This is a genomic window from Burkholderia sp. PAMC 26561 (assembly GCF_001557535.2).
Lineage (GTDB): Bacteria > Pseudomonadota > Gammaproteobacteria > Burkholderiales > Burkholderiaceae > Caballeronia.
The window spans coordinates 689,982-714,600 of sequence record NZ_CP014308.1; the positions used below are offsets into that span (position 1 = coordinate 689,982).

The window sequence follows — 24,619 nt, forward strand, 5'->3', positions numbered from 1 at the left end:
TGTTTACGCATATTCGTGTATTCTGCGCTTTAACGTCAATAATTGGAGAAGCGCAGAATGGTCAACGTTGGCACCTTACCGATGGAAAATCGTAAAGTCACACTTCGCGAGGTAGCCGACTTCGCAGACGGACTTGAGCCTTTCGCGGACAACTTGCGCGAGCAGATACTTGCACCGCGACCCAGGAAAGTTGCGCCGTTCTATACCATTAGTGAATTGGCTGAGATGTGCAACATGACTCGTCAGCAGATTCAATACTTAGTCACCAAGGGAGAGGCCGGCTTGCCGATCGGCACTTTGAACGGCAGCGGCCGCAGCCGAACATTTACCCTGCCGGAGGTTCGCGTATGGGTGAAGATGGCTTCGGACATTTATCAAACCCGACTGGACGAAGGCGACGGAAAGTTTCGGGGCAAGATACTGACAACAGCACAACTTAAGGGCGGTTCGGCGAAGACCACGACTACGGTCTGTCTTGCTCAGGCGTTGACGCTGCTCGGCCGTAAAGTGTTGTTGATCGATCTGGATCCGCAAGCGTCGGCTTCAGAGTTGTGCGGTCTTTACGCGGAAAAGGAGGTCACTGGAGAAGACACCGTCCTTCCTTATATTTACGACCAAAATATCGAGGGCGGACTTGCTGCAAAAGTCCAGTCGACTTACTGGGACGGTCTCGACCTCATCCCAGGGCACACCTTCCTATACGGCGCAGAGTTCCTGTTGCCCGCGCGTCAGAAAACAATCCAAGGTTATCGTTTTTGGGCGGTGTTGCGTCAAGGACTCGAACCATTGAAGTCGCTATACGACTATATCCTAATCGATACTTCCCCTTCCCTGTCTTACATGAATCTGAATGCCCTGCTTGCCGCTGACGCGTTGATTATGCCCATGGTGCCCGAAAATCTTGATTTCATCAGCTCGCTCGCTTTCTGGCGCTTGTTCTCTGATGTTGCGGAGGATTTTCTTCCTTATGAGGAGGACAAGGTTTACGAATGCATATCCGTATTGCTATCAAAGGTCGACTACGGGAAGACCTCGTCGGCGCCGGTCGTACGCCAATGGGCACAGAGCGCGTACGGGCGGTGGCTCGATCCGTTTGAAATACCTGCAAGTTCGGTCATGAGCGGAGGTGCGCTGTCCTTTTCAACTGCGTTGGATGTTGTGAGCAGTCATTCGACGTCGAAGTCTTTACAGCGCGTCAAGCAGCCAATGATCCAATACGCGAAGTGGCTCGACGACATGTTCGTCAAATCCTGGAAGGAGTCGGCATGAGCAATATCAGAGAGCAGCTAATGGCGAAAACGGCGAATTTGCCTACCCCGGCCGATTTCAAGGGTGACAGTAAAAAAGATAAATCCGGTCGCGGCCCGCAGACGATGCCAGGTATCACCAGTGCGCTCGCTGCGGCGCAATTGCGAATTCAAGAGCTGGAAGCAAAAGGAATCGCAACAGATATTGAAGTGGATTTTGTGACCCCAAATCCGTGGCAGCCACGACGCCAATTTAATGAGGCGAAACTTGCGGAGCTCGCTCGTTCCATCGGCGAAGTCGGTTTGCTACAGGCTGCGACAGTCCGCAGAGTGGGGGACGGGTTCCAGCTCGTCGCTGGGGAACGGCGTTGGCGAGCGCACAAGTTGCTTAACAAGCAGAGCATTCGAGCGGTGGTGATTGAATGCAGCGATCAGGATATGGCCGCTTTGGCGTTGATGGAAAATGTCACGCGCGATGATCTTACCGACTACGAAATTGCAATTGCGGTTCGCCGCGCAGAGAGCGAGTTTCCGCAACGTACCCGGCTCGCAAAGGTTATGGGCGTGACTCGGAACGATCTATACAAATTTCTTGCGTTCGATGAACTGCCTGACTTTATCAAGAGTGATCTTGATCTTAATCCATCGCTGTTAGCCGCGAACTCCGCGCAGGAGATTGCCAATGCGCTCAAGAAGACGGGGGAGGCAGGGCTAAAAGCAATAAAAGACCTTTGGCCGCTTGTTGTGAATGGTGATTTAGTTCCGTCGAAGGTCGCTGCATCGATCAATGCGCAAGTAACTAGAGGCGTTTCGGCTGCGGATGCTGGTGGGCGCAGCATTCTCAAAATCTTTTCAGGAAAGATTCAGGCCGGCAGCATCACCAAAGACGTGAAAGGTTTGACGATCAAATTCAAGGCCGGAGTGGTGACTGAAGAGCAGGAGACTCTGCTCCGTGAGCAGATTGGAAAGATGTTTTCAATTACGGAGTAGAAGGCAATCGTACCTTTATGGTTTGCTCTTGCTGAACGGGTAGCGCTTTGGATCCGCAGTCTTGGTGACTCTTGCACAAAATTGCGTGCGTTGGAAAGTGTTCTGATCAGAACACTATTTATTTTGTTCTGCCCATTCAGCCTGCTCCCGTAGCAAGGATAACAATCTTCGTGCGCCCAAAGCACCATGTCGTGATTGAACAAATATCAATCGCGAGGTGGGAATAGCACGCAGCCCGCGCTGACCGTCGTTACAAAATTGGTGGGAAGACACATTTCGAATTTGATGAGCGACCGGCTTAAGCACCGCGTGTGGATCACTGAAGCGGCACAAACACGCTTTCTTAATTACCGAGGCGAGCGGCGAATGATAGCTGGCAGCAGCGCGAACCCGAAGAAGTTGTGCGTTCACGTTTAATGATGCTGGATTCAGCTCGGCGTGCAAGTTGGCGCACGCCTTTTTTTTGTAAGAGGGCTGTGTTCGTCGTGCTCGCAAGAGACCGGACTCACACGCAAGGAGCCGTGTCGATGTCTGCCGACCAGCGCTAAATGAATGGTAAGCGCCGTGTGCACCACAGTGTTTTGGTGAAAACCGCACAAAATTACATGCGTTAGAAAGTGTTCTGATCAGAACACTTTCTACTTTGAGCTGCTCATCCATCCTGCCCGACAGCGCGGTAACAATCATCGCGCGCTCAAGGCACCCCTTCGTCATTAAACGATTGTCGATTGCGAAATAGGACTAGCAGGCAGCCCGTGCTAGCCGTCGTTACAAATTGGCTGGAAGACATATTTAGAATTTAGTATGCAACCCGCTAAAACACCGCGTGTGAATCACCGGAGCAGCGCGAAGGCCGGAAAGAGGTGCGGTCAATTTTTGATGACGCAGGATTCAAGTCGGCGTGCAAGTTGGCGTATGTTTTTTTTAAGGGGGCTGCGTTCGCCGTGCTCGCTAAAAGGCGGGACAGATACGCAATGAGCCTTGTCGGTGTTGACAACCCTGCGCTAAAACTGTTCCTCCCGTAGTCTGCTCTGCCGCCTACCAATGAGGTGTGTTCAAAGCAAGCGCTCTCGCCCGCTAATCGATAGAAACAGTTGAACGCGCGCTGTATTAAGCTCCGCTTTCAGCACTCAGTACGGTGCCCGAATCATTGCGTCGTCTTAGATGCCGCTGCCTAACAGTTCGCAACTCTCTTGGCGTCAACACTCTCAAGTCGCGTTTATAGAAATGTTCTAATCAGAACACTTTTTCCTTCGCTGCGAGCGGTGTTTTGCAGCCTCAAGGCAATAGTCAATTGCAGTCGTGCTGGCGATTTGTAACGAACAAGACTGATCGTTTCACCGGGACCGCATGTGAGGCGCTTCGAGCGTGGTGTAGAACGGGACGCGAGAAGGGTTTCTTACCTTTGACCTGCGATGACGCTGACGCGCAATAGGGAGCAACAACGGGCGGTGCGAAGGACTCACGGAAAATGTAATAAGCGATGGAAGATCGTTGCGGCAATGTCGCGCGGACTTGGACGTTTGTGTCTTTTCTTTAATCAGTTTCTTCCAGTCGCGTTACAGCTTGCCCTGCAGGTTTTTGAGTCGGCAGACAGGCAAGCGTACGCCTGTATGAACCACATTTACCGGCTGTCCCTGTGCTTGTCGAAGTGTGCAAAACACGAGATTGGCGCGTGCGAAAGTGAACACGATCAGTGCTGGGTGGCCGGCATTGAAAGGCACTGAAGCGCAATCTGATCATGCGCCTCACGAACGAGATCCATCCGATGCAAGCGCTTTGATTCGCTTTCCGTTGGAGACAACTAAATTCTCAGCGAATTAAGTTTTTCCAACGTCACAGTCCCTGCTCGGCGCCGTTAAACAGGGTGCTGCATTGTCGCCGCCGAATACGCTCTAACTGAGCTTTAAGGTTTTACTGCGATCGCTGCAAATCTGCATTAGCTGTAACAAACCGCGGAGGTTGCTAACGCGTGGGGGATTGAGCTTGAGAGCACTCAAATCAATCGCTAATCCGTGTAACAGCGTGCGCATGAAGCTAATTAGTAATGCCCCGACGCAAGGCTAGTAAAGCCCGTTTTCGACATGAGCTTGCGGGATTGGGTACTGTGTATACATAAGGGCTATCCACTTAGAGCCACCATCCCGCAAGCCGAAATTTAAGCGTCGCGAGATGTTCTTTTTGCGATCTGACGGTAGGTGATCGGGTCGGCTTGAACGGCCTGTTCGAGCAAGCGGTAGAAAATAAGGCCGCGAGAACGTGACGCGCGTCGGTTGAAGCGGAACACGAATTCGTCGAGATAGTGTTCCAACTGGGCCGGCTTAACTGCTCCTAGATGTGTACCGAGGAGCCAGCGCTTGAGCAACGAAGCCACCCGATGTACGCCAGGCAGCGGCATGTGAGCTGGAATGGCATCCGCCGGTATCACGTTTCTGACCACCGTCCGTTCATGCTGATATTCCTCCCGCAGGTCCCGGTAGATGGCTGCGCCGTCCGTACGCAGCACGGAGCCGCGTTCCACGACTTCTCTCACGAACGGAACGATGTTGGCGCCCGACTCCGCTTCAATTCGCTGGATACGGATACGGCCGAACCCTTTTGGCACCAAGATTTCCACGGCAATCACCACGATAGCTTTAGTGGTCAGCCCCCTCGTGCCTTTACCGACGGGGGTAACACGGCGATCACGAATTGCAAGATAGCTCTGGTCTACTTCGACGATGCCTTGCAAGCGCTCTCGCCCCGGGCGAACCATCGCCCGCCGAAAGCGATGCAGAATGGTCCAGGCGGTTTGGTAACTACCAAAGCCCAGTACACGCTGCAAACCCAAGGCGCTCATGCCTGATTTCTGGCTCGTAATATGCCACGCAGCTGCCAGCCAAACCTTGAGGGGCGTGCGTGTCTTATCTAAAATCGTACCTGACGTAACCGTGCACGAATGGCGGCAGGCTCTGCAGATCAGGCGTCCGCGGCTACTTCGATATGGTTCACCCTTAATTCTACAATCCGGGCAAGCGAATCCATCTGGCCAGCGCAGTCGCTGAAGATAACGCGCGCAGTCGTCCTCGGTGGCAAACCATTCTTCAAACTGGTTCCACGTCCGAGGGTAGTCGACGCCCGCAAGAGGGGTAGGTTGAAATTCGCTCACGCCGACATGATCGCTCCGTTGGCGCTAAGTGAATAGCCCTTATATACATACAGCTCTAAGACGAAGCCATGGGTAAATGACCGCAATCAGGGAGATCTTGCGATGGGGTTGGTCATTTGGAAAGCAGTGCTGCCTACGTCGCTCCTGTTTATTATCGCCGACGCGTGGACGCTGTATTTGTCGGTCGTAGGTCATCGAATCGACTCTTGAAGCGCGAGTTCAAGTGAGCTGGGCGACTTGATAAAAACCACTGACACTGTTCTGGCGAACAACCTCATATCCTGCTACCTAGCAGGCAATGATTTCCGTCTCCGATCGTGAAACAATTTAAAATTTTCACCGACCAGATTTTATTTAGCGTTATCAATGACTTATTGCGTGTTTATGAGATTGTTTCACGAGATTGTGTGTGCGCTCTGCCGTTCGACGGGCAAGATACGCGACAATGTCTAATTCTCACCAAAATCCGTTGAGTGTAGCCGATCGCGTACTTTTCACTACGTGTATTGTAACCATCAGTACATGCATAGTTCGATGCCGCAGCTAATTCTCGGCCGATAAATCCCAATGCATCGAAACTGCACTGCAGAGAAGATACAACCCCCTCCAGTTGCTTGTACCAAACGGCGAAGCCCTAGATTCTAGTGAAGAATCTTTAATTTGGAGCGGTACTGCGTCTCGAAGGCGAATAGGTTGACCGATGCAGGCTTCTGCGCAGGCAGCGGCTCGCCAAGGTAAGAAAAAACGTAAATCGCCTTGCGCATGTCCACAGGATCACGGCTGATGTATGCGCGAACGTCCGAGGCAATCAGCGCACCGGCCATCTCTGAACTGTCCAAGCACGAATCGAACGATGAGCTCGGCATTAAACCCGCTTAGCTCGATGCGAACGCCAGCCAGCCAAAGCACCACTCGGTCACGCGAGTACGATGCGTGCAACGGCGGTGTTGCGTCGGGCGACAACGGCATCGAACCCGTATCTGTATAGGACACGATGAATGCCGCATCTGTAGTAATTGCAAGCTCCAGTTGGTTCTCTTTGAGGGAATCCGAAAACTTCTTGCGCCACAGACCAAACGTGCTGACCGCGAGTCCGCGCTCTCGGGAAAACCGTCGGCCGCCGAGTCCACTCGCCTTCTACGATGACACTATCTCCTGCCAGAATACTTCGCCTGATGCGGCCGGGGTCTGCCCAACGGGGTTGCCGCTTTACTGATTTCACCTTCCATCGCATTGCCTTTGTTCTTACGAAACCAGTACCTTCGTATCCATGGTGTCGTAATTCGAGCCGGATACGCTGACGATTACGCTCTTAGATGGAAATCAAATGATGCGCCGTCGGCGGGTTCCGCGTGTTCACCTGTGCGGCGGTGCACGATTCTCTACTAGGGGAGGGGAGCAATTACGACTTTTCTTATAATTAAAAAATGCAACTAACCGTCTGTTCCTTTCAACTGCGCAAAGTTAAATGCTCTATACATCGTCGAGCAAGGCTATAGCGAATCGTCCCGCAGGCTGCTGCCAAGTTGCAGTTGTTTGCAAATTCATACGTCGCTGGACCGACTAAAAGCCAACGTAATATAGTGCCGGCAGCAAATTTGACCCCAGCGCCGCACAGGAGCAGCGGTTTGTTAGACAAATCACTCCCAAACGGAAATGTCGTGATTTTATTGCGTGAAATTGCTTGTGGGCGACGCACGATTCACATTTGGTCCATCTTATGTGTGGTGTGAGCCGATGAGCTCAAACAGTTAGCGTCCTCGAACCCGTACCATCGTGACAACGACGGATCGGTTATCTTTAAGTTCAGGAGGACTCCTAGGTAGGCTGCCATCTGTCCTTCTTTTATCGTTTCGTGACAAAGCAATGTCTAACGTCGTTTTGAGCAGCACTGAGTACAAAGGCATTCACGGCGATATCATCGCAATCACCGAGGGCAGCCGCCGAGCCGCAGCGCTCAGCGTGAACGCGGCAATGACCGCAACCTATTGGGAATTTGGCCGACGTGTCGTCGAGTTCGAACAAAGTGGAAAAACCGGGCAACGTATGGTCAAGCGCTGCTTGTTCGACTGCTGTCTCACGGTCCAGACAGTTGCGCTTGGGATAAATGCGGATGCCACCGACCGTCTTGCCGGTCACCAGCCATCAGGCGTTCCTTGCCTGGGAGAGCCCGCTAGGCCCGAAAACGATAAAGTTGCGCATTAGGCGGCAGGAAATGGCGTTCGACTTGTAGAGATTTATCTCTATGCGTGACGGCCCAAATATACCGCAGGCATACGACGCACTATGGGCAGACTACGAGTACGAGAAGTAGCGGTTCATCGGGTAAGCGACGCGGCCGGTTCAGTACCGCGATATCTCGGAATTTGACGACACCTCGAATCGTCATTTGACCTTTAGCGGCGTACGTTTCGAAACGCAAGGACGTGGGGCTTGAGTACCTATCTGGATGTTATCCGCTTTACACGCGTGCCGGTGCACAGTTCATTGATGCGCAAGGTGAGGAGCATCGCAATGTATTTGACCTGCGATATACGGGGAAAGTCTCTGCTTGAGATTGGGACGTAGAGTCGATGTTTGAAACGGGTAACGTCGGCGAAAAGACGATTGGGGCATGGGCGGTTGGCTCGCTGTTCGGCTGCACGCAGAATTCCCTCTGGACGCCCCGATTCGGCTTGCAGGTTGAAGCAGCATCCGGTGACCGTCACTTGAACGACGGCCGCGTTGAGACCTTCAATCCGCTTTTCCCAAACTGTTATTAGTTCATGTTTGCGGGCTACACCGGGTATGCAAACCTCATCCATGTAAAGCCCTCTTTTTCGCTCAAACCGTCCAGCAAACTTGCCTTATTGTTCGCTGTAGGTTTGCAATGGCGGATGAGCACGAACGATGCGATTTATCAGCAGGGAAGTGCTGTTGTCCCGATACTGCTGGGCACCGCACGCGATGGACTGGCGCCTACTTACAGATACGTGCTGACTGGAGAGTGGCGACCAACCTTGTTGCATCCGTAGAGGCCGTGCATTTCCGGGTCGGGGATTCTATCCGCGAGCTGGGCGGGAGCAACTCGGGCTATGTGGGGCTGGAGCTGAAGTATGGCTGGTAGGGTCGCGTGGGCGCGGCTTACGCTTCCCATGTCCCGTAAGAAAACAAAACTTCACCATGGCTGTCCAGGATACGCTCGCGCGCTCGGAATTGCCTATGAATAACGTCCAGTTCCTCCATTACCTGCTGGCGCTAATGGTGGGTGTACACGCGAATTGCTCTATGGTTTTTTAAGGAGCGACCACGGAAAGCACGGGAATGACTGATCAGCAGCGTCGAACAATAGCTCTGGAGTATCTGCAGCGCCTCGACTCCCGAGTACATTTTTCGAGCTGTTCGATGACCAAGCCCAGGTTTATTTTCCGAAGTGGGGACTTGCAACAGGGCGCATTGAGTACGAGTGGCTTTTCTCGGACCTCGGCAAGATGGCTGCGGAGTTTAGACACGACCACGCCTACTCAACTTTATCCAGCAGGGGGATGTTGTTGTCATCGAAGGAACGAGCTCAGATGTGACTTCAAATGGCGTCCGCTGGAGCGCCGAACAATCGTTGGCTGGGAGATGGTGTGATGTTTTTGCAATACTCGATTTTAGGATTCAGCGGTGTTTCATCTATCTGGATCCTGACTACGAGGGCGCGGATACTGTTCGTTACCCATGGCATGCGCAGCAAACTCGCCTAACGAGGCATAGTAGACTGTCTGCGGTGCTTACGAGGCGGTTGAGTTGTGCCAACTATGTAGGAAAGGATGGCCGAAGATTTGTTGGCTCTTGCGATTACCCGTCGACGAAAGGAGCCTGCCCGGCGCGCCGGTAGCTTCGCCTCAGGGAGGCGCCGCGCTCGGTTAGCTTTCCTGGCGCCCGTGACTTGGTACCATTAAAAATATCCTAGGCAGTCCGCGTCACTACGGCGCCCCGTTCCCTCAAAACACTATTCTGCAAACACCAACATGACTGAAACGCAAGCAGGCCCGCTTCGCGGTTTTGCCGAATTCCTGCGTCGGGAACGGACCACCCTGACCGAAAAGTGGATGAAAGCAGTATTCGGCGACGCCAGCCTCGTCGAGGCTGACAAACTGACGTACGACCAGCTCGCCGATCATCTTCCGGAAATCCTGGACGGAATCTGTGCTGCGCTCGACGCGCAGGATCTTGAACAGGTGGAGCCGGCGATCGAACGCGACGCTCGCACCCATGGCAAAGTTCGCTGGCAGCAGGGCTATCGAATCGATGAACTAGTACACGAACTGGATCTGTTCAGGCAGGTGCTGGTGGATGCGGCTGAGACGTTCGCGGAATTGGATGGTGTTTTCACTAGGCGACATGAAGGGCGTGCTCGCCGGCTGATTGACGAGGCGCTCGGTTTTGTCACCGTCACGTCCATCCGGGAAGTCGTCACAGAGCGCGATCGAAAAATCGACGAATACACCGGTAGCCTGGAGCGGGCGAACCACGAATTAGCACTGAAGCAGCAGCTGGTGAGCGACCTTTATGAATCGCGCATGCAGATCACGCGCAGTGTCGTACATGATCTTCGCAATTTCCTGAACGCTTTTTCCACCGCGTTACAACTCATTTCGCGCGCGCCATCCAAAGCAGAAGCCGGTTTGGCGCTGGCCACCCGACAGGCGGCGGACATGAAACAACTGGTAGACGACATGGTCGTATACTCAGTCGTGTTGGGCGACCGGGCACCGCTTGCGGTAGAGCCTTTCGACTTGCGCGAACTCTTTGATGAGTTGGTGACGGCTTGCCGTCCTGGTATCGAGGCGAAAGGCTTACACCTTTCTACCTGTTTCGACGCCGCGGTGCCAACGGTGCTATCAAACCGCATCAAGGTAAAGCAGGTGGCGCTAAACCTCTTGTCGAACGCGACAAAGTACACCAAAGCTGGTGAAGTCAAGCTGGCGATGGGCGGGCACGGAGATGGCGGCTGGTTTTTGCGGGTTGCCGATACCGGTGTCGGCATTGCGTCGTCGGACACCAACCGAATATTCGACGAATTTCAGCGGGCCGCAGGCGAGGATATACCCGGCGTGGGCCTAGGGCTGGCGATCGTCAAGGAGCTTTGCCGGGTGCTTGATGGCAGAATCCACTTCGAGACCCGGCAAGGTCACGGCACGACCTTTGAAATCCGCTTTCCCGTTCGAGCCGAAGCACCTTTAGATAGCCAAGATGTCCCGGGAATCGTGTGAGTAGCTAGTAAATAGGAAACACGTAGTCCGGCTCTGGCATCGGAGAAAACCGGACACCAGAGCTTGAACAAGTGACGCGTCCCCTGAGGGCGATTCGCTGCCCACGACGAGACAGCAAAAGCAACGGTTCTGCCTGGCCTGCCTTATCCAGCTTGACCGCCGTTACAACGTGATTGTCGCAGGGCGATATCGCAGGAAAATCCAACCGGAGGGTCGTCTGCTTTCCCGATAGGAACTGTCCGGCATGGGGTTGCATCGTTCCAGTGATCCAGATGTCCTGTTGTAACGGCAATGTTTTCAGGGGTGGCTCAGCGGCTATCGCCAAAGCCGCGCAGCCGGCGGCCAGAGTGGCCAACGCAAATAGCGCGTGTGAGCGGATTTTCATCATGTTGCTCCCGTCCGGCTTGATGCTTCTGATCCAGGGCGTGGCTGCCGTTTTACTTCGACCGCCCTTGCGTTTCAGCACAAAATTGCACGTCGGTCACTGGATTGGCGGCACGACGCCCAGCTTCTCGGCGAGCATGCGCTCATATACGCCAAAGCGGGGAAATCAAAGGATCACCGGGCGGCACAGTCTCGCATGCGGCGCGGATAGCGATTATCGAAGCCAGCCCGGTGGAGAAAAAATCGGGCAATCTTGTGGGTGTTTGCCTCAGATCCGAAGCGAGTCGCTAACGCCGTCTTACCCATGTGCGTCTCGGAACTGGCGACCCACTAATGCGGCATAAGCGTCCGGCTGCATATCAACAATCGCGCGCAGCATGGCGATAAGGGCATTCCCATCGGGGAGGTTAGCCACAATCACGCGCGCCGTCCGCAGTGAAATGGATTCATTCCGGGCGGGACCTGCTCCTCCGTCGTCCAGCATGTAATGAAAAATGTGCAGTTGCTCATCCCCTTCAGGGACTAACGAATGCCCGAGAATAGTGGCTCTCACGGCATGCTCCAAGTGTTGAATTTCAAAATTTGGCGGCAAGATCGATGCCGTTTAGCGCGACTCCCTAGCCGCGTCATCGAATGACCTGCCGACCATTGCGTTGTAGATCTGCGGATCTGCGTTGGCGATAGCGACCATGAGCATTGCGAACGCACTATTGCCTGCCAGCTCGGCTGCGAAGACCTTGGCGGTCCGAAGATTGACAAAGTCTGTATGCATAAGCCCGTCGTTTCCATACAGCGCGTAGCCGAATTGATCGTAGGGGGCAACGTCTAGCGCGGTAACGCAAGCATGAGAAGTAATTACAGCTTTCACGAGCAGTGAGTACCAAGAGAGGTGATACTTTCAAGTAATAGTTGCAAGTCTCAACGGCTCGCCCTGCTTGGTCAATGATCATAGCCTGCCAGAACGAACGCTTTACAGACAGTTGGTGTTTTCGCAAAAAGGTTGCGAAGAGACTATCACGCAATGGCAAAGAGCGTCATGAGCAGGGGCACTACCAATCGGGACACGCGATTTGGTCCCGGACGTTGACGACGACGCCGGCGCTGGGCAGCCAACGGGCCAAGCGTGACTTGGGAGCTGAGGTGCTTCGGGGACTGCGTTGAAGGCCTTATTGACGGCTACGGTCAGGGAGACTGCCACCATCCATTCGGGTAAGCCCGTCAATCGCCCGGCTACACGCACGTCGGCACCGTCGCAGAAAACGCGCATCAGACTGCAGGCTCCTTCGTCTAGGAGCTTGCACCTACCAAACCCGCCGGCATTCGTGTATTTTTTTCTTGCGCTTTCGGCGCCGTAATCAGATTACGGACTGCGCGAGTCGCCCACGCACGCACGATGGGAAGCCCCACTAACGCGAATAGACGGCGTGGACCGAAAATCACCGAGCAAACAAGCACAGCCGTGATTGTTTGAGCATTTGGTGACGCAAGCAGGATGCTGCCGCGAGACCGTTTGATTGGCAACGAGTTCGTACTGAGAGCACGGTGGTGAAACAGCCCGTTTCCAGTAATCTCGCCGGTGCTGTGATCGGCCATAAATTCAGCTCGCGTCAGGGCTAAGCGCGACAAGACGTGAGCCCGACGTTCCTTGCGGGTCTCATGGTAGGTCCATTCCGGCGGCGTCTTCACAGGGCCTCCTTGATCGCTTTCAAGTCTTCGCGTAGTTCGGATTGAAGCGAACCGAAGTGGTTAGCGCCGCGCAGCTGCGTACGCATGGTAAAGAACGCTGCGACAGATACGATGAGCCATATGCCCGCGATTGCCCACACCACAGCCAAGAAATATGGCGTTCCGAACGCCGTCGCAATCAAAGCGAAGCATAGAAACGAGAGAGTGAACAAAACACCCACGGCGAGCGCGACCATCGAGATCAACTCCCGTAATACAGTCGCTTTCGTCTCGGCCAGCTCGAGCCCGGCTAACTCAGCATAGTCGCCTGCGCGAGCGGCGCAAAAATTAGCGATCGCCTTCCAGCGTCGAATATTGGCTTGCGCTTGGAACAGAGGGTTAAGCACGCGAACCTCAGTGAAAAAATCGTTCCGCCTAGTAATTGCGAGGTGTGCCCCGGACATACTTGAGGGTTATCTAAGACTCCCCGCTCCGTCCGGTCACATCAATGGAAAATCAAATAGAGAATCACTAACACGATAACTGGAACCCCAAGCAGCCAACCCAAAAGATACGGCATGTCCATACTCCCTATTGAAAGTCGTTGAATGGATTCTCGCTATGCGGCGGGTGCAGCAAATGCTAGCACTCGCTCATCCGCACACGTGAACCACCTTCGAGCAAAAGATGTTCCCAAATAAACGAAACGACACTATGGATGCCGAAATGAAAACTACGCTACGGTCTTCAATCCTCAGCGCTGCAGTGATCGCCTCTATCGCTTGGCTACCGGTGCTGGCGTTCGCCCAACCCTCGGCAACCTCGGCAGCGGATAATGTGTTGAAAATGGACGCCGCAAAGCGCGTCGTTGCTCATCCCCCAGTTGACGCGGCGAGTAGTACCGGCGTTGCGACGTCGCTGCCTATATCAGCGCCGCCCGTAAGCGATTCCGCCGAGGGCGGTCGTAAGCCTCAGTCGCCAACGCTTGATGCGCCTTTGCCAAAGCCCTATTGAACAAGGCTCATGCAGGCGGCGAACAAAACGAGCCAAATCTAACGGCTTATCAGCATGCCCAAGATGATCCCGCCGACCGCCGCCAGGGTGATGGTCTTCCACGGGTTTTCGTGGACGAAATCGTCTGCGCTGTCAGACGCCGCGCGATAATTCCGTTGCAAAACTTCTTGTGCGTCGTCGAGAACTTCGCGCACTCGCTTGGCTGATGCCTCGCTATCAGCGGCGGAAGAATTACTGGAGCTCGTTTCAGGCGCGTCCCACGACTGGGAGGCGTGCGCAAAATCGCTAAGCGTCGTCTTTGAGTCCGGATTTTTAGAGGCATCGGGCTTTTCATCAGCGCCGCTCGCCTGAGCACTTTCTTTCGCGATGTCAGACATTGTTGACCCCCATGGGTTATGGCGCCCCACGGTAGGACCGTGCGGCGCTCGACAATTTAGTTGCTGGTGCCGTTGCTGGACTTCGCACCTGCGCCAGCGGTACCTGGTTGGTCACCCGTGCCTGTTCCGGTACCACCTCCAGGAACAGTCTTTCCAGGCGCGCTCATTGCACCGCCGGTCTTGCCGGACTGATTGGGTGCTCCCATGCCAACGCCCGAACCGCCGTTCCCGCCATTGCCTGCGCCGCCGCCGCCCGATCCGCCGCTGGAACCTCCCGCGCCGGCTCCACCTGCTCCGGCACCGCCGCCCGCGCCGGCTCCCCCACCTGCGCCTGCACCCCCTGCGCCGGCTCCGCCGCCTCCGCCGGCCTGGGCGTATGCACCACCCGACAGGCCAATAACGGTTATCGCCACCAACACTCTTTTCATAAACACTTTCATTGCCGTCTCCTTAGACGTAGCGTTTTCGTTTCCGCAACCTCTGCGGTGCATTGAAGTACCGCAAACGCCGTGCCGTCGTGCCTGTTGGCGATAGCGGCAGGTCAAGATCGGAAAAGCAAAGCGGCGGCCAGTCGGCCGCCGCTAAGAACTACGAACGATTACTCGAATTAGGGCTTCTTCACTGAAACGTCGGGACGCAACGCTCCCTCTTGACCCGCGACGCGTTCCACTTCGACGTCCGTACCGCGAACCGTGTCGTTGACTGTTTCAGTGCGATTGCTTGATTCCTTGCCAACGATCACTTCTTCAACAACGCGTGCGGTTTTGGCGACAACGGGTTGTTCTGCCGTCTCCCGAACTTCGACAAATCCTTCCTTCAGATCAGCAGCCGTAGCGGGGCGGTCAACAGGACGGCGCTCGATCGTCGCGTGCTCTTCGCGCAGATCGACCGACTCGCTCACCGGGGTTTCGGTCAGACGGGAATAGACGCGAACGCCACCTGTGGACACCTCACGTTTGCCTACAGCGAGGTCTTCCTTCACCACTGGAAACGCTTGGCGATCGGCCGCGATTTCGTCGGCCGTGTACGCAGGCACTGTACTGTCATAACCGTTGTAGCCCGAGCTCTTCCAATGCGCGACCCGCTCGTCGATATCGATTGCGCCCGCGCTATTGAGTGCGGCGCGAACGGCGTCAACCCGTGTTTCATCGTGCACATCAACGGAGAGCAGTGCGTGGCCGCGGCGAAGCGATTCGTGATAGTGGCCAACCTCTTCCGGCGCTTCATCGTCACCGAAAAGGCGTTTAAAAAATCCAGCAATGCCGCCGGTGGAATGTTCATGCACGTCGCCTGCTGCGTGGTCACCGACAACTGTCCGCGTGCCGCCGTTATCCGCTGCGGAAAGCGTTCCATCGTTGGCTTGCAGCGCATCGTCATTCGCGTGCACATTCACGTCCGTGCGCGGGATACCTTCTTGCGTCAGACGGTCTGCGGCGCTGCGTGCATCTTCGAACGTATTAAATAAGCCGATAAGAGTTTGTGCCATTACGGTCGCTCCATAAAAGAGGGGCCAAAGGCGGCCCATGAAGGGAATTGCATGCAGCATTGGAGGTTGCAACCGCTGTGCCCGACGCCTGCGACCTACTCGTTTTTCTCGCCGTCGCGGTGCCATTCTCCCTGAGCGCCCGACCGGCGTTCAACGACTAATTCTTCAGTGTTTAACAACACGTTTTGGAAGACTTCCTGCTGTGAAACGGTGGTGGTTACATGCACCTCTTCTTTCAATGTCAGTTGCATCGTGATGATGGGAACATATTCAAAGACCGGAATGATGAGCGTGTCGCCTTCTTGGCGCGCCTCGTACTTGCTTTCTACGGGACGATTGATCGCAAAGCGCCGAACATCGACGGTCTGGCTGCGCAAGCTGACCGGCACCGGGTGCATCTCTTCATGCACCACCTTACGAATCCGAACCGCTCCTGTTTCGGTTGTTTTGACGCCCACATCGACTTCTTCCTGTACTGCCGCGATTTTCAATTCTTCTCCACTGTCATCGCCTCGCGTGAGTCCAACTGTCGGTGGTTTTGAGTCATGTTCCATGGTTGAGCCCCATAAGGAAAAAGGCCGAAGCGGGAGCCTCGGCCTGGACGCGTTAGAGAGGCGATAAATGGGTGAGGCTTAAATCAGAGGGCCCTGGTCGGACGTGTCACTCGGCTTAGTGTAGAAACGGCATCGTTACCTGCAGCTGTACCGCCGGCGTCTTCAAAGGACGGTTGATGGCGAAATCCAGCACTTCCGGAGACGATCGAAATGATCGCACCCACCAACAGCGCGGCGACAGCGAACCAACTTGCACGGGCCACGCCTCGGGCGGCCGTGTCGGCCGCTTGCCGTCCATCTTGCTCGGCTTGAGGGCTCGATGCTTCTGAGGCAGCCGATGCAACCGCTGCCTGTATTTGTTGCTTGGCTGAGTTGACCATCGACGGGTCGACGTTGGTCTGATTCGCCGCTGTCGCGCTAACCTGAGCCCCGGTAGCCGCCACACTGCCAACAGTGCTTACCGCACTGCTGATCAACGACGTGGTGCCAAAGACGATCAGAAGGGTCATGACCGCCCAAGCTAACAGTCCATGCAGCCAGCCAAGAACTGGGGCGCAGCGGCCTGCGAAATAGGAGCCCACAAAGACTGCCAATACCGTCGTTACAATAACCCATACGCCGGAGCCGAAACCAAATCCATGCAAAGGACTCGGCTGCGACAAAGGCGAAAGGAGCGACGCCCCGATTGCCGTGCCAAGCACGCTCATGATTAGATAGACGATGGACGACAATATGACGCCAGCGATCACGGAACCCCATGAAAGCCGAGGCAGTCCGTCCTGAGTGGTGAGTATCTTCATGATTTGACGTCTTCCGTAGTGAAAGGGTTTACCACTGGTGGCCATCAGGCGCGTGCGGAACCATTGCGTACGCGCACGGCTCTAGTGCAAAGCGTGTGCCGGACCGCTGCTACTGCGGCGCGGCGCCGGCATACTTGTAAATCGGTTCCAGCAAAAAGATATCTTTTTGTACAGCACTACGGCTAGGGTGTCGCAGACCGATGGGGCTTGCCGTTTCAATGAGTGAATGAACGCTGCTCGTAATCATAGGCAGGCACTCCCAGCGCAGCAGGGCGAACTTAGGGCGTGGGCGATGACCTCTTCTCCGAGTGCGATGAGCCATGTCGCAGCGCCTCACGGTTCAGGATTGGCGATGTCGCCTTCCACGATCTGAATCCCGAGTGTCTCGGACGCGCGCAGTGCTTCCTCCTTGTGGTCAAACGGCCCAATGGTAGGCGCTCCTTCGAACGGAAAAAGCAGACGGTTGTCGGTTTTCCTAACAACCTTGAGCGACCCTATAAATCGGCCTTGAATCAACCGGTATGTGGCGTAAATTGCGAAGTCGTCGTGGCATAAAGTTTCGCGCGTGGCGGCAGTGGAATCTTTGCGAGAAAACATTAACTTGGGTTTTTTTCCAGCTAGTCGCATGGGACGCTTCCGGCGAATGAACTGAAAGGGAAAACGAAAGAGTGTCAGAATACTTGGCAATGAAATCGGCCTTGTTCCGGCGCGACGTTCGTCACTGAGCGTTGGTGCCCATGCGCCGCAACGGGCATGGAGACTCGCCGACCGCCACGCTGCAGTTGGACACTCGGTTTTATTCATTTCGCTGCTCTGAGCAAGCTAAGCCGCAAAGCGCGACAGCGAATCGGCGGTTGCCGCTTCTCTTTCTACGTGTGCTATTGCTGCAAGCGAGCGCGAGAGTCTGGCTACTCGAGTTTTCTGTTGCGGCAAAAGTTCATAACGATCCCCCAGCTGCTCCACGCGTAAGCGCCAGTAAGCGTCATCGATTCGAGGTAGGCCGGTTGCGGCGTTCGCTCGCGAAGCGAGGCTTAGCACCGCTTCGAGATGGCTGATTTCTTGGTCTGCAATTCGAGGCGGCATTTTTGGCGTGTGGATGTGCATAAGATTTCACGTTAGTGGCAATGGGAGCCGATCGATGAACGCTTATAAATGCAATCAACGTGCCATTGGTACGAGGATTGAGGCAATAGGTAAGGGATTTCTGTAAAAACCAAAATTGCCGAACGTTTCGTCACACAAAACGTTTGCGTCTCCCGACAAATTCGTCCCGGCGGTTTTCCCGTAGTGCCGGACTTTTATCCGACGTGTAAAAACGTCGGCTTCTTTTCCTTCTTTTCTCCGGATTAATCAAAAAGCGATAGCCATTCGTGACTGTTTCAGGTCGCCTTTTTATTGTCCACGCGAGCTTCTTCGATCCCGAACCAGCTACCTTTTTGCCGGAGTTGTCCCCTATCTCGACCGCAAAATACGCTTGTCAGCCTTGGTATTAACTACAGCAGAAACTCCGCAACTCGCACGCAAATACGCTCCACCTCGTCAAGGCTACTGTCGTCACGGCGCTGGTCGTAAAGCTGTGTGGTACGGGTCGATGCATGCTTCGCCATCGCTGCGGCGTTCTTGTAGTGTGCCGCCGTTTTTCAGATAGGCAGTGATGCCGGTAGCGCGAAACGTGTGATTCCCAATCTTGGTGTCGAGACCAGCCGCAGGCGCTCGGCGCGTCACCGTCACGTACGCATTGGACTGGGCAGGGCGGTGGTGCTCAGACGCCCGGTGCCCCGTTGAATGGTACGAAACAGCGGCTCCTTGCCATCGGCGCTAATCCCGACGGCTCGGATGTATGCATCCAATTAGGCTTCTAGCGTGTGATGACAGGGCATCTCATGTTGCTTGCCGCCTTTTCATGCATGCGTACCCACAAGCGCCGGTGCTGGCTATAGACGTCCTCCACACGCATGGCGAGCGCTGCGGCTACCCGCGCGAACGAAAATACCATCAACGCAATCAACGCCCGGTCTCTCAGGCCAATGGGCATACTCACATCGATACTGTCCAGCAGCTGCCGCGCTTCGCTCGCGTCAAGCACGGGCGTCTTGCTTTAGCGGGTCGTATAACTCGGTCCGCGCACGGACGCGGCTGGGTTGTCCGGCACGACCTGGCCGATCACCAGCCAGTCAAAAAGGTGGCGAATCGCGGCCGGGTGCTGCTTGACGGTCGGGGCCGACAGCGTCCGTGTTTGCAGCTCGATCCATGCCGCCACGTGCAGCGGCTGCACCTCGATAATGGACCTCACGCCGGCCTGCGCGCACCACGCGAGAAACTCGCCCACCGCATGCGAATATGCCCGTCGTGTGTTTGGGGTGCGAATGTTCGATGCAAAAAATTCCAGTAAACGGACGCTCGCGTGCTCGCCGGCACCAATGATCAGCGCAGGGAGCGTTGTCTCTACGCGAACGACAAGCGCCGCCTCATTCATGACTGTTACCGGCGTTGGTCTGGCGTTTCCGGATCTCAATTGCCAATTCAAGCAATTGCTCAACCTCTGCCTGATTACTGGCCTCGACTTCGATATCACCCACTTGAAGTCGTAGCTTTCGGCCGGCGCGTCTTTGAAACCATCCGCTGACCGCAGCACCGAGTGCCGGGCCCAGAAAAGGACCTACTGTTTTTCCCAAATTCGACCAGGATGCTAACCGCTGCATCGGGCAAGGATCCTTGAACGGCGACCGTGCCGCCCTCGGCTTAGGCAAATTCCCGGATCGAGCGCAGCGCAAGCACAAAGTCATTGGGAAGATGAGCGCGAGCTTCGTCAGCCGACGGAAGGAAAGTCACACGAATCTGAGTGGTACGGGTCAAGGCAGTGTCATAAAAGGCCAGCACGATCAATGCAGCGTGCGCGTGCCGCGATCGGTGGCCTGCCAAAGAATGTTAGCCCGGCATTCGGCTTTGATCGCGTCTGCCGCTTCCTCGACAAGACGGTTGCCGCGAAAACGTGCGATTTTCGCATCGATGACAGCTTCGACGTGGGCGATGGCCGCTTCGGCACTCACTGGGTCGTCCGGATTGAACTCCGCGGTGATGACTTCTTCCTCGAGTGCCTTGAGCCCTTCGGCGGCGTCTTCGAGGATGCGCGTCATCTCGTCCGTTATGGTCGCCATGAGATGCTCCGTATATGTAATAGAGGACACTATCATATGTATCGGCGGGCAAATCCCAGGCCGCCCTTCCCCTACTAGAGCTTTAACCGGTAGAGGCCAAACCTCGCAAACGGGCGAAAGCGACATCGAGATGATTGTTCAATCCCGATGACGGATCGCTGTGCCAAGTATTGGTCGCATAACCAAACGCCGCGATGCCTGTCTGGGCGGCAAGCATTGCAAGGGGAGAATTTAGGCCGCGCTCGACCAATGCCGCCGACAAGGCTGTCGTAATGGCCGCGGCTTTGGCCAGCGCACGCTCTCGAAGAGCAGGTGCAGCTTCGATCACTTTTTGCCGCGGTGTCAGAAACGGACGATTCGCTTCCACGAGCGCTACTACCGAACGGAACGCATGTAACAGTACTTCCATCGGCGCACCTCCATCGGGCGCACGGCGCACTCCATCGACCAGCATTTCAATCAACGCAGCTTCGCCATCGAACACTACCTCTCGCTTATCGGCGAAGTGCCTGAAAAACGTGCGCTCCGTCACGCCTGCCAGCGTCGCGATCTCAGCAGTTGTGGTTTGATCAAATCCGTTCGCTGCGTACAACTCAAGCGCCGCTTCCTGCAAGCGGCGTCGCACCTCGGTACCGTTTCTTGGCAATGAAAAACTCGTCTATGTGTCAGTAACTGACATTATATGCTATGGTTAAATGTCAGTCACTGACAAATACATTTTTGTTAAACAGGAGCAGGTTATGAGCGGACAAGCAGAGTCGATTGAAACCATGCGGGCAGTGCGTTTTCATCAATTTGGAGAGCCGTCCTCGGTATTGCGCATGGAGCAGGTGTCGATTCCATACCCGGATGCCGGCTTGATCCGCGTGCGCGTGGTTGCATGTGGTTTGAATCCGTCCGACTGGGCGCTGTGCCGAGGCTTGTTTCCGGGAAATATGCCTCGTGGCATCGGCCTCGACGTATCCGGTATCGTGGATGCTGTCGCGAATGATGTTCAAGGAATTGCCGTCGGCGACGCTGTGTTTGGCGCGGCGGACTACGCGAATTGTTTTAGTGCTGGTGCTGCTGACCACGCAATTATGAAACACTGGACATTGGTGCCCGAAGGTTTGTCGATGGAGAGTGCTGCCGCTATTCCACTGGCCGCTGAAACCGCGTTTCGCAGCCTCGAGCGCTTCGGAGCGGATCAAGGATGCACGGTGCTTGTTCATGGAGCAGGTACGACCGTGGGTTTTGCCGCCGTGCAGTTGGCGTTGATGAAAGGTTTCCGAGTCGTCGCGACCGCGGGCGCCACGTATTCGGTTAAGCTGGCCGAGCTTGGCGCATTGGTTACTAATTACGGCGACGGAATGGTCGAACGAGTCGAGGCTCTGGTGAATGGGCATCCCGATTTCGTGCTGGACACTGCTCCGCCCAGCGGCGTCTTGCCCGACCTCGTCAAAATAGCTGGAGGGGACACGAAGCGCGTACTGACAATTACAGACTTCACTACTGCGGATGCACTGGGAGTGCGGCACTCGTTCTCGGAATCGCACCCGGAACGCTGGGACATGTTAGGCGAATTCGCGAGACTCGCCGCAGAAGGAAAGCTGTTTGTTCCAATCGCACGGGTCCTACCCCTTGAAGCGTGGCGTGAAGCGATGGCAATAAGTTTAAGTGGGCAGGCGCGCGGCAAGATTCTTCTCAAGCCGCGTGCGGAAGATATGTGAGTCTCCGAAGCTGTATGAGAGGTATAACTCGTGTCGAAGTACGGAATAACTGCGAATATGAACAATAAATTGCGAATATGCCGCTGCACGGGACATCACGCAGGCTTCGTTACCTATTGGACAAAGCCAGTGAACGACCTCCGGGCAGGATAGGCATTCGCAGGTGTCAGCCTGCATCGCATTCGCGCAATTTGCGTTCAAAACTGATGGCCTGTTGTAGCGAGGCAACTTGCAGTTATTCTGACGAGACATGCTACAAAGTCTTATCAGCGTCAATCTGGGCACAACTGGCCGTTGGCAGGTTATTCGGTCATATTCGCAATTTACTCGTTCTTCGACACCTGCGAGCGCCATATTCGCCTTGAGCGCCGCTGAGTGCGTGCGTCGGTTCCCTACATCACCAATGGTTTCCTTTGCAGGCGCCGCCCAGAAACAAACGGGTGGCACAATCTCCGCTCAGTTAAAGGACCCGAAATTCGCGGGCAACATCAGACAGCCGGTCTTCGCCGCAGCCATGACGTCCTTGCCACTGAGCACAGCAGGAATCGCCTGGGCCCGCACCGGCGGAGGTGTCTGGTAATCATGTCCTGCACATTACGCAGCAACGGATCAATCAGGCCAAGCGAGGCAAAAGAAATTGGGATAGTCCATGGTAAAGCAGCAATTCTATCGTTACCGCCTGATTGCGCTGCGCACGATCAATGGTCATCACCACGGAATCTGCTCCTGTTCGAAGTAGAACCTTCCTGAGATGCCCGACGGGTTGCGGGTTGCCAACCAGACAACGCCGGCCGCCGCCTGTTCCACAGTGCGATACCCGGAATGGTTGTTGAAGTCGGTGGCGGTGTAGCCCGGATCGACGGCATCAACATTAATTCCAACCGACGCGAGCTCTTTCGCAAAAGCCACGGTGATGGCGTTAAGTGCCGATTTGGAACTGTTGTAGCCCAAAATGTTGACCCCATAAAACTGGTTATCCGGATCTGAAAGCCAGCCTAGCGAGCCAAGTCCGCTGCTCACCATGACGACGACGCCGTGACCGGCGACTTTTAACAACGGCAAAAACGCCTGAGTCACACGGATTGGACCAAACACGTTCGTCTCGTACACAACACGGATGTCGCTAATCGGCTGCTGGCTAGGCAACGTGCTCGCCCCTCCTGAAATGCCGGCGTTATTGATCAGCACATCGAGCCTTCCGTCTTCGTCCTGCACCCGCGCAGCAGCAGCCAGCACACTGTCGTCCTGGGTCACATCGATAGAAAGAAGCCGAACGTCATGACCCTGCGCTACTAGCGATTCCACAGCTGCAGTGCCGCGTGCGATATCGCGGCAGCCGAGCCAGATCCGGTGGCCCAGTCGACCTAGCTGTCGCGCCGTTTCGTAACCAATGCTCTTGTTGGCACCAGTAATCAGAATTGTTTTGCTTGTCATCTTTTGGTCCTCAAGAAAGTATGGAACCACTCTAGGCCTGTTCGCTGCGTTGTGATAACTGGGCCGGAACCGAATAGACTGATCGCTATGCCGAACAATCATGACGAATCCAATCTGGATCTGCTGTCGATTTTCCTGGCCGTCCTGGAGGCCGGCGGCTTCAGGGCCGCGGCTCGCCGGCTCGGCCTGTCCTCGTCGACAGTCAGCGAAAGGATTGTGCAATTGGAAATCCAGTTGGGCGTACCGCTGCTGATTCGCACCACGCGCAGCGTCACGCCCACAGAGACAGGGCGCGCGCTCGCCGCCCGGATTTCGCCACTACTGGCAGAAACGCGCGCAGCGTTGCACGATGCGGCAAGCTCCCAGCGCGTGGTACGGGGACTTCTGAAGATCAACGTTACGGGCGCGGTGATGGTCGACATCTTGCCGCCCATCATCGACCGGTTCCTGCAAAGACATCCTGAGGTCCGCGTGGAAATCATGGTGGACGACCGGCTCGTCGATATCGTCGCGGCCGGTTACGACGCCGGGATCCGTTACGACGAGCATTTGGCGCAGGATACGATCGCCGTGTCGATCGGACCCCGTCAGCAGCGAATCGCTTGGGCCGCATCACCCTCATATCTCGCAGCGCGCGGCGCCCCGCGACATCCGGACGACTTGGTAAATCACGAGTGCATACGGCTGCGTTTCTCAAGTGGTGCGCTCGTCGAGTGGCAATTTGAGCGCGGCGACGAAAGGGTACGAGTCGATCCGCCTGGACGCCTCATCGTCGGCGTGGATGGTGCCTCGGCGGCAATCGGACTCGCATGTGGCGGACGAGGCATCATCGGCACGTTCGAAAACTGGCTGTCTCCATGCCTGCAAAGCGGCGAGCTGCAACCTGTCTTACAGGGGTGGTGGACCGAATTCGAAGGGCCTCAGTTGTATTTTTCGAGCAGATTCATGTCCGCCCCGCTACGAGCGTTCATTGAACTGGTCAAGGAAGAACGGACCGCTTCCGATAGTCAAACCTGTCCAGACGGACGTCCCAACTGAGGTCACGCTACGCAGGCATGGTCGCAAAATCTTATTGAAGCCGAGCGCGGCAGTATTCTTTGCAAGTCAGGTGATTCGCCGACCGCGCATCCGGCAGCCGCTTGGCGATCCTGGCGCAACTGAGGATGAGCAGTCGGCGTTCCTCACCATTAGCTCGGACGCTGAACTGGACCCGGCCGGTTTCAACGTTTCCTTCACCGATAAGATGCCGGGCGATGCCACCGTTGTGACTGGCGGCCGGTCAGTGATTGTGTAGCGTGGTGCGACCACCCGCGCGCATAAAAATGACGAGAAGCACGCTCGCACCATCGCTTTTGAGGAGGAGGTGAAAGTTGTTTGCGGCGATGCAAATCCGATACTAAGCGGCGGCATTAT

Annotated in this window: 22 protein-coding genes and 5 pseudogenes; 8 read left to right on the forward strand and 19 right to left on the reverse strand. The window is 55.4% G+C overall.

The features are described from left to right. The first annotated feature begins 57 nt into the window (after positions 1–57). The gene (locus AXG89_RS26115; protein WP_062173867.1) at positions 58–1,269 is read left to right on the forward strand and encodes a ParA family protein; all 1,212 of its coding nucleotides are present in this window, start codon (positions 58–60) and stop codon (positions 1,267–1,269) included. Further along, positions 1,266–2,237, forward strand: a complete 972-nt coding sequence (locus AXG89_RS26120) for a ParB/RepB/Spo0J family partition protein (RefSeq protein WP_062173869.1) — start codon at positions 1,266–1,268, stop codon at positions 2,235–2,237. The genes AXG89_RS26115 and AXG89_RS26120 overlap by 4 nt, the downstream gene beginning before the upstream one ends. A 2,158-nt stretch (positions 2,238–4,395) precedes the next feature. On the opposite strand, the gene AXG89_RS26130 is transcribed toward AXG89_RS26120, so the two are convergent. From AXG89_RS26130 to AXG89_RS44845, 3 genes and pseudogenes are all read right to left on the reverse strand, one after another. Continuing rightward, complete coding sequence (locus AXG89_RS26130) at positions 4,396–5,385, reverse strand: IS1595 family transposase (protein ID WP_062173873.1); 990 nt, start codon at positions 5,383–5,385, stop codon at positions 4,396–4,398. A gap of 641 nt (positions 5,386–6,026) precedes the next feature. Further along, a complete protein-coding gene (locus tag AXG89_RS42350) occupies positions 6,027–6,209 on the reverse strand; it encodes a transposase (protein WP_144029421.1) in 183 nt (60 codons plus the stop codon). Then, a pseudogene (locus tag AXG89_RS44845) lies at positions 6,160–6,510 on the reverse strand (hypothetical protein); the annotation flags it as partial. The gene AXG89_RS42350 and the pseudogene AXG89_RS44845, both read right to left, overlap by 50 nt. 741 nt (positions 6,511–7,251) lie before the next feature. Here AXG89_RS44845 and AXG89_RS44850 point away from each other — a divergent pair. The 3 genes and pseudogenes from AXG89_RS44850 to AXG89_RS26150 form a co-directional block, all read left to right on the forward strand. After that, positions 7,252–7,457 (forward strand): annotated as a pseudogene (locus AXG89_RS44850) (DUF1016 N-terminal domain-containing protein); the annotation flags it as partial. Positions 7,458–7,958: 501 nt separating this feature from the next. Then, a pseudogene (locus AXG89_RS44855) lies at positions 7,959–8,491 on the forward strand (alginate export family protein). 889 nt (positions 8,492–9,380) lie between these two features. Next, complete coding sequence (locus tag AXG89_RS26150; protein WP_062173881.1) at positions 9,381–10,625, forward strand: sensor histidine kinase; 1,245 nt, start codon at positions 9,381–9,383, stop codon at positions 10,623–10,625. Positions 10,626–10,629: 4 nt separating this feature from the next. On the opposite strand, the gene AXG89_RS26155 is transcribed toward AXG89_RS26150, so the two are convergent. The 14 genes and pseudogenes from AXG89_RS26155 to AXG89_RS26220 all read right to left on the reverse strand — a co-directional run bounded on the left by AXG89_RS26155 (position 10,630) and on the right by AXG89_RS26220 (position 20,709). Then, positions 10,630–11,013, reverse strand: coding sequence for a hypothetical protein (locus AXG89_RS26155; protein ID WP_236873514.1), 384 nt, complete (start codon positions 11,011–11,013; stop codon positions 10,630–10,632). A gap of 294 nt (positions 11,014–11,307) precedes the next feature. After that, on the reverse strand, positions 11,308–11,562 hold the full coding sequence (locus AXG89_RS26160; RefSeq protein WP_062173884.1) for a hypothetical protein: 255 nt from the start codon (positions 11,560–11,562) through the stop codon (positions 11,308–11,310). 51 nt (positions 11,563–11,613) lie between these two features. After that, positions 11,614–11,781 carry a hypothetical protein gene (locus tag AXG89_RS42360; RefSeq protein WP_162916140.1) on the reverse strand — a complete coding sequence of 56 codons (168 nt, stop codon included), beginning with the start codon at positions 11,779–11,781 and terminating at the stop codon, positions 11,614–11,616. A 910-nt stretch (positions 11,782–12,691) separates the two neighbouring features. Further along, a complete protein-coding gene (locus AXG89_RS26165; RefSeq protein WP_236873515.1) occupies positions 12,692–13,081 on the reverse strand; it encodes a phage holin family protein in 390 nt (129 codons plus the stop codon). 645 nt (positions 13,082–13,726) lie between these two features. Continuing rightward, complete coding sequence (locus AXG89_RS26175; RefSeq protein WP_062173888.1) at positions 13,727–14,065, reverse strand: DUF883 family protein; 339 nt, start codon at positions 14,063–14,065, stop codon at positions 13,727–13,729. A 56-nt stretch (positions 14,066–14,121) separates the two neighbouring features. Next, positions 14,122–14,505: a hypothetical protein gene (locus AXG89_RS42810; RefSeq protein WP_062173890.1), complete on the reverse strand. Its 384-nt coding sequence runs from the start codon at positions 14,503–14,505 to the stop codon at positions 14,122–14,124. 167 nt (positions 14,506–14,672) lie between these two features. Continuing rightward, on the reverse strand, positions 14,673–15,551 hold the full coding sequence (locus AXG89_RS26185) for a YsnF/AvaK domain-containing protein (RefSeq protein WP_062173892.1): 879 nt from the start codon (positions 15,549–15,551) through the stop codon (positions 14,673–14,675). A gap of 95 nt (positions 15,552–15,646) precedes the next feature. After that, positions 15,647–16,105, reverse strand: a complete 459-nt coding sequence (locus AXG89_RS26190) for a YsnF/AvaK domain-containing protein (RefSeq protein WP_062173893.1) — start codon at positions 16,103–16,105, stop codon at positions 15,647–15,649. A gap of 83 nt (positions 16,106–16,188) precedes the next feature. Next, the gene (locus AXG89_RS26195) at positions 16,189–16,905 is read right to left on the reverse strand and encodes a hypothetical protein (RefSeq protein WP_062173896.1); all 717 of its coding nucleotides are present in this window, start codon (positions 16,903–16,905) and stop codon (positions 16,189–16,191) included. Positions 16,906–17,238: 333 nt separating this feature from the next. Beyond that, the gene (locus AXG89_RS43360; RefSeq protein ID WP_236873516.1) at positions 17,239–17,709 is read right to left on the reverse strand and encodes a DUF6723 family protein; all 471 of its coding nucleotides are present in this window, start codon (positions 17,707–17,709) and stop codon (positions 17,239–17,241) included. 689 nt (positions 17,710–18,398) lie between these two features. Then, positions 18,399–19,381, reverse strand: a pseudogene (locus tag AXG89_RS26205) (tyrosine-type recombinase/integrase). Next, complete coding sequence (locus AXG89_RS43365; RefSeq protein ID WP_236873517.1) at positions 19,374–19,607, reverse strand: hypothetical protein; 234 nt, start codon at positions 19,605–19,607, stop codon at positions 19,374–19,376. Before AXG89_RS43365 ends, AXG89_RS26205 begins: the two are co-directional and overlap by 8 nt. A 180-nt stretch (positions 19,608–19,787) precedes the next feature. Then, the gene (locus AXG89_RS26215; protein ID WP_062173900.1) at positions 19,788–20,063 is read right to left on the reverse strand and encodes a hypothetical protein; all 276 of its coding nucleotides are present in this window, start codon (positions 20,061–20,063) and stop codon (positions 19,788–19,790) included. Positions 20,064–20,145: 82 nt separating this feature from the next. Then, complete coding sequence (locus AXG89_RS26220) at positions 20,146–20,709, reverse strand: TetR family transcriptional regulator (RefSeq protein WP_062173902.1); 564 nt, start codon at positions 20,707–20,709, stop codon at positions 20,146–20,148. 49 nt (positions 20,710–20,758) lie between these two features. On the opposite strand from AXG89_RS26220, the gene AXG89_RS26225 reads away from it, so the two are divergent. Further along, on the forward strand, positions 20,759–21,772 hold the full coding sequence (locus tag AXG89_RS26225) for an NADP-dependent oxidoreductase (protein ID WP_335671975.1): 1,014 nt from the start codon (positions 20,759–20,761) through the stop codon (positions 21,770–21,772). Positions 21,773–22,267: 495 nt separating this feature from the next. Here the strand turns inward: AXG89_RS26225 and AXG89_RS43370 are convergent. Beyond that, positions 22,268–22,410 (reverse strand): annotated as a pseudogene (locus AXG89_RS43370) (DEAD/DEAH box helicase); the annotation flags it as partial. 70 nt (positions 22,411–22,480) lie between these two features. Next, positions 22,481–23,206 (reverse strand): SDR family oxidoreductase, encoded by a 726-nt coding sequence (locus tag AXG89_RS26235; RefSeq protein ID WP_062173904.1) that lies wholly within the window; start codon positions 23,204–23,206, stop codon positions 22,481–22,483. Between the two features lie 87 nt (positions 23,207–23,293). Here AXG89_RS26235 and AXG89_RS26240 point away from each other — a divergent pair, with 87 nt between their 5' ends. Both AXG89_RS26240 and AXG89_RS26245 read left to right on the forward strand, forming a co-directional pair. Next, a complete protein-coding gene (locus tag AXG89_RS26240) occupies positions 23,294–24,244 on the forward strand; it encodes a LysR family transcriptional regulator (RefSeq protein WP_062173906.1) in 951 nt (316 codons plus the stop codon). 34 nt (positions 24,245–24,278) lie between these two features. Further along, a complete protein-coding gene (locus tag AXG89_RS26245) occupies positions 24,279–24,500 on the forward strand; it encodes a hypothetical protein (RefSeq protein ID WP_062173908.1) in 222 nt (73 codons plus the stop codon). The last annotated feature ends 119 nt before the right edge of the window (positions 24,501–24,619 follow it).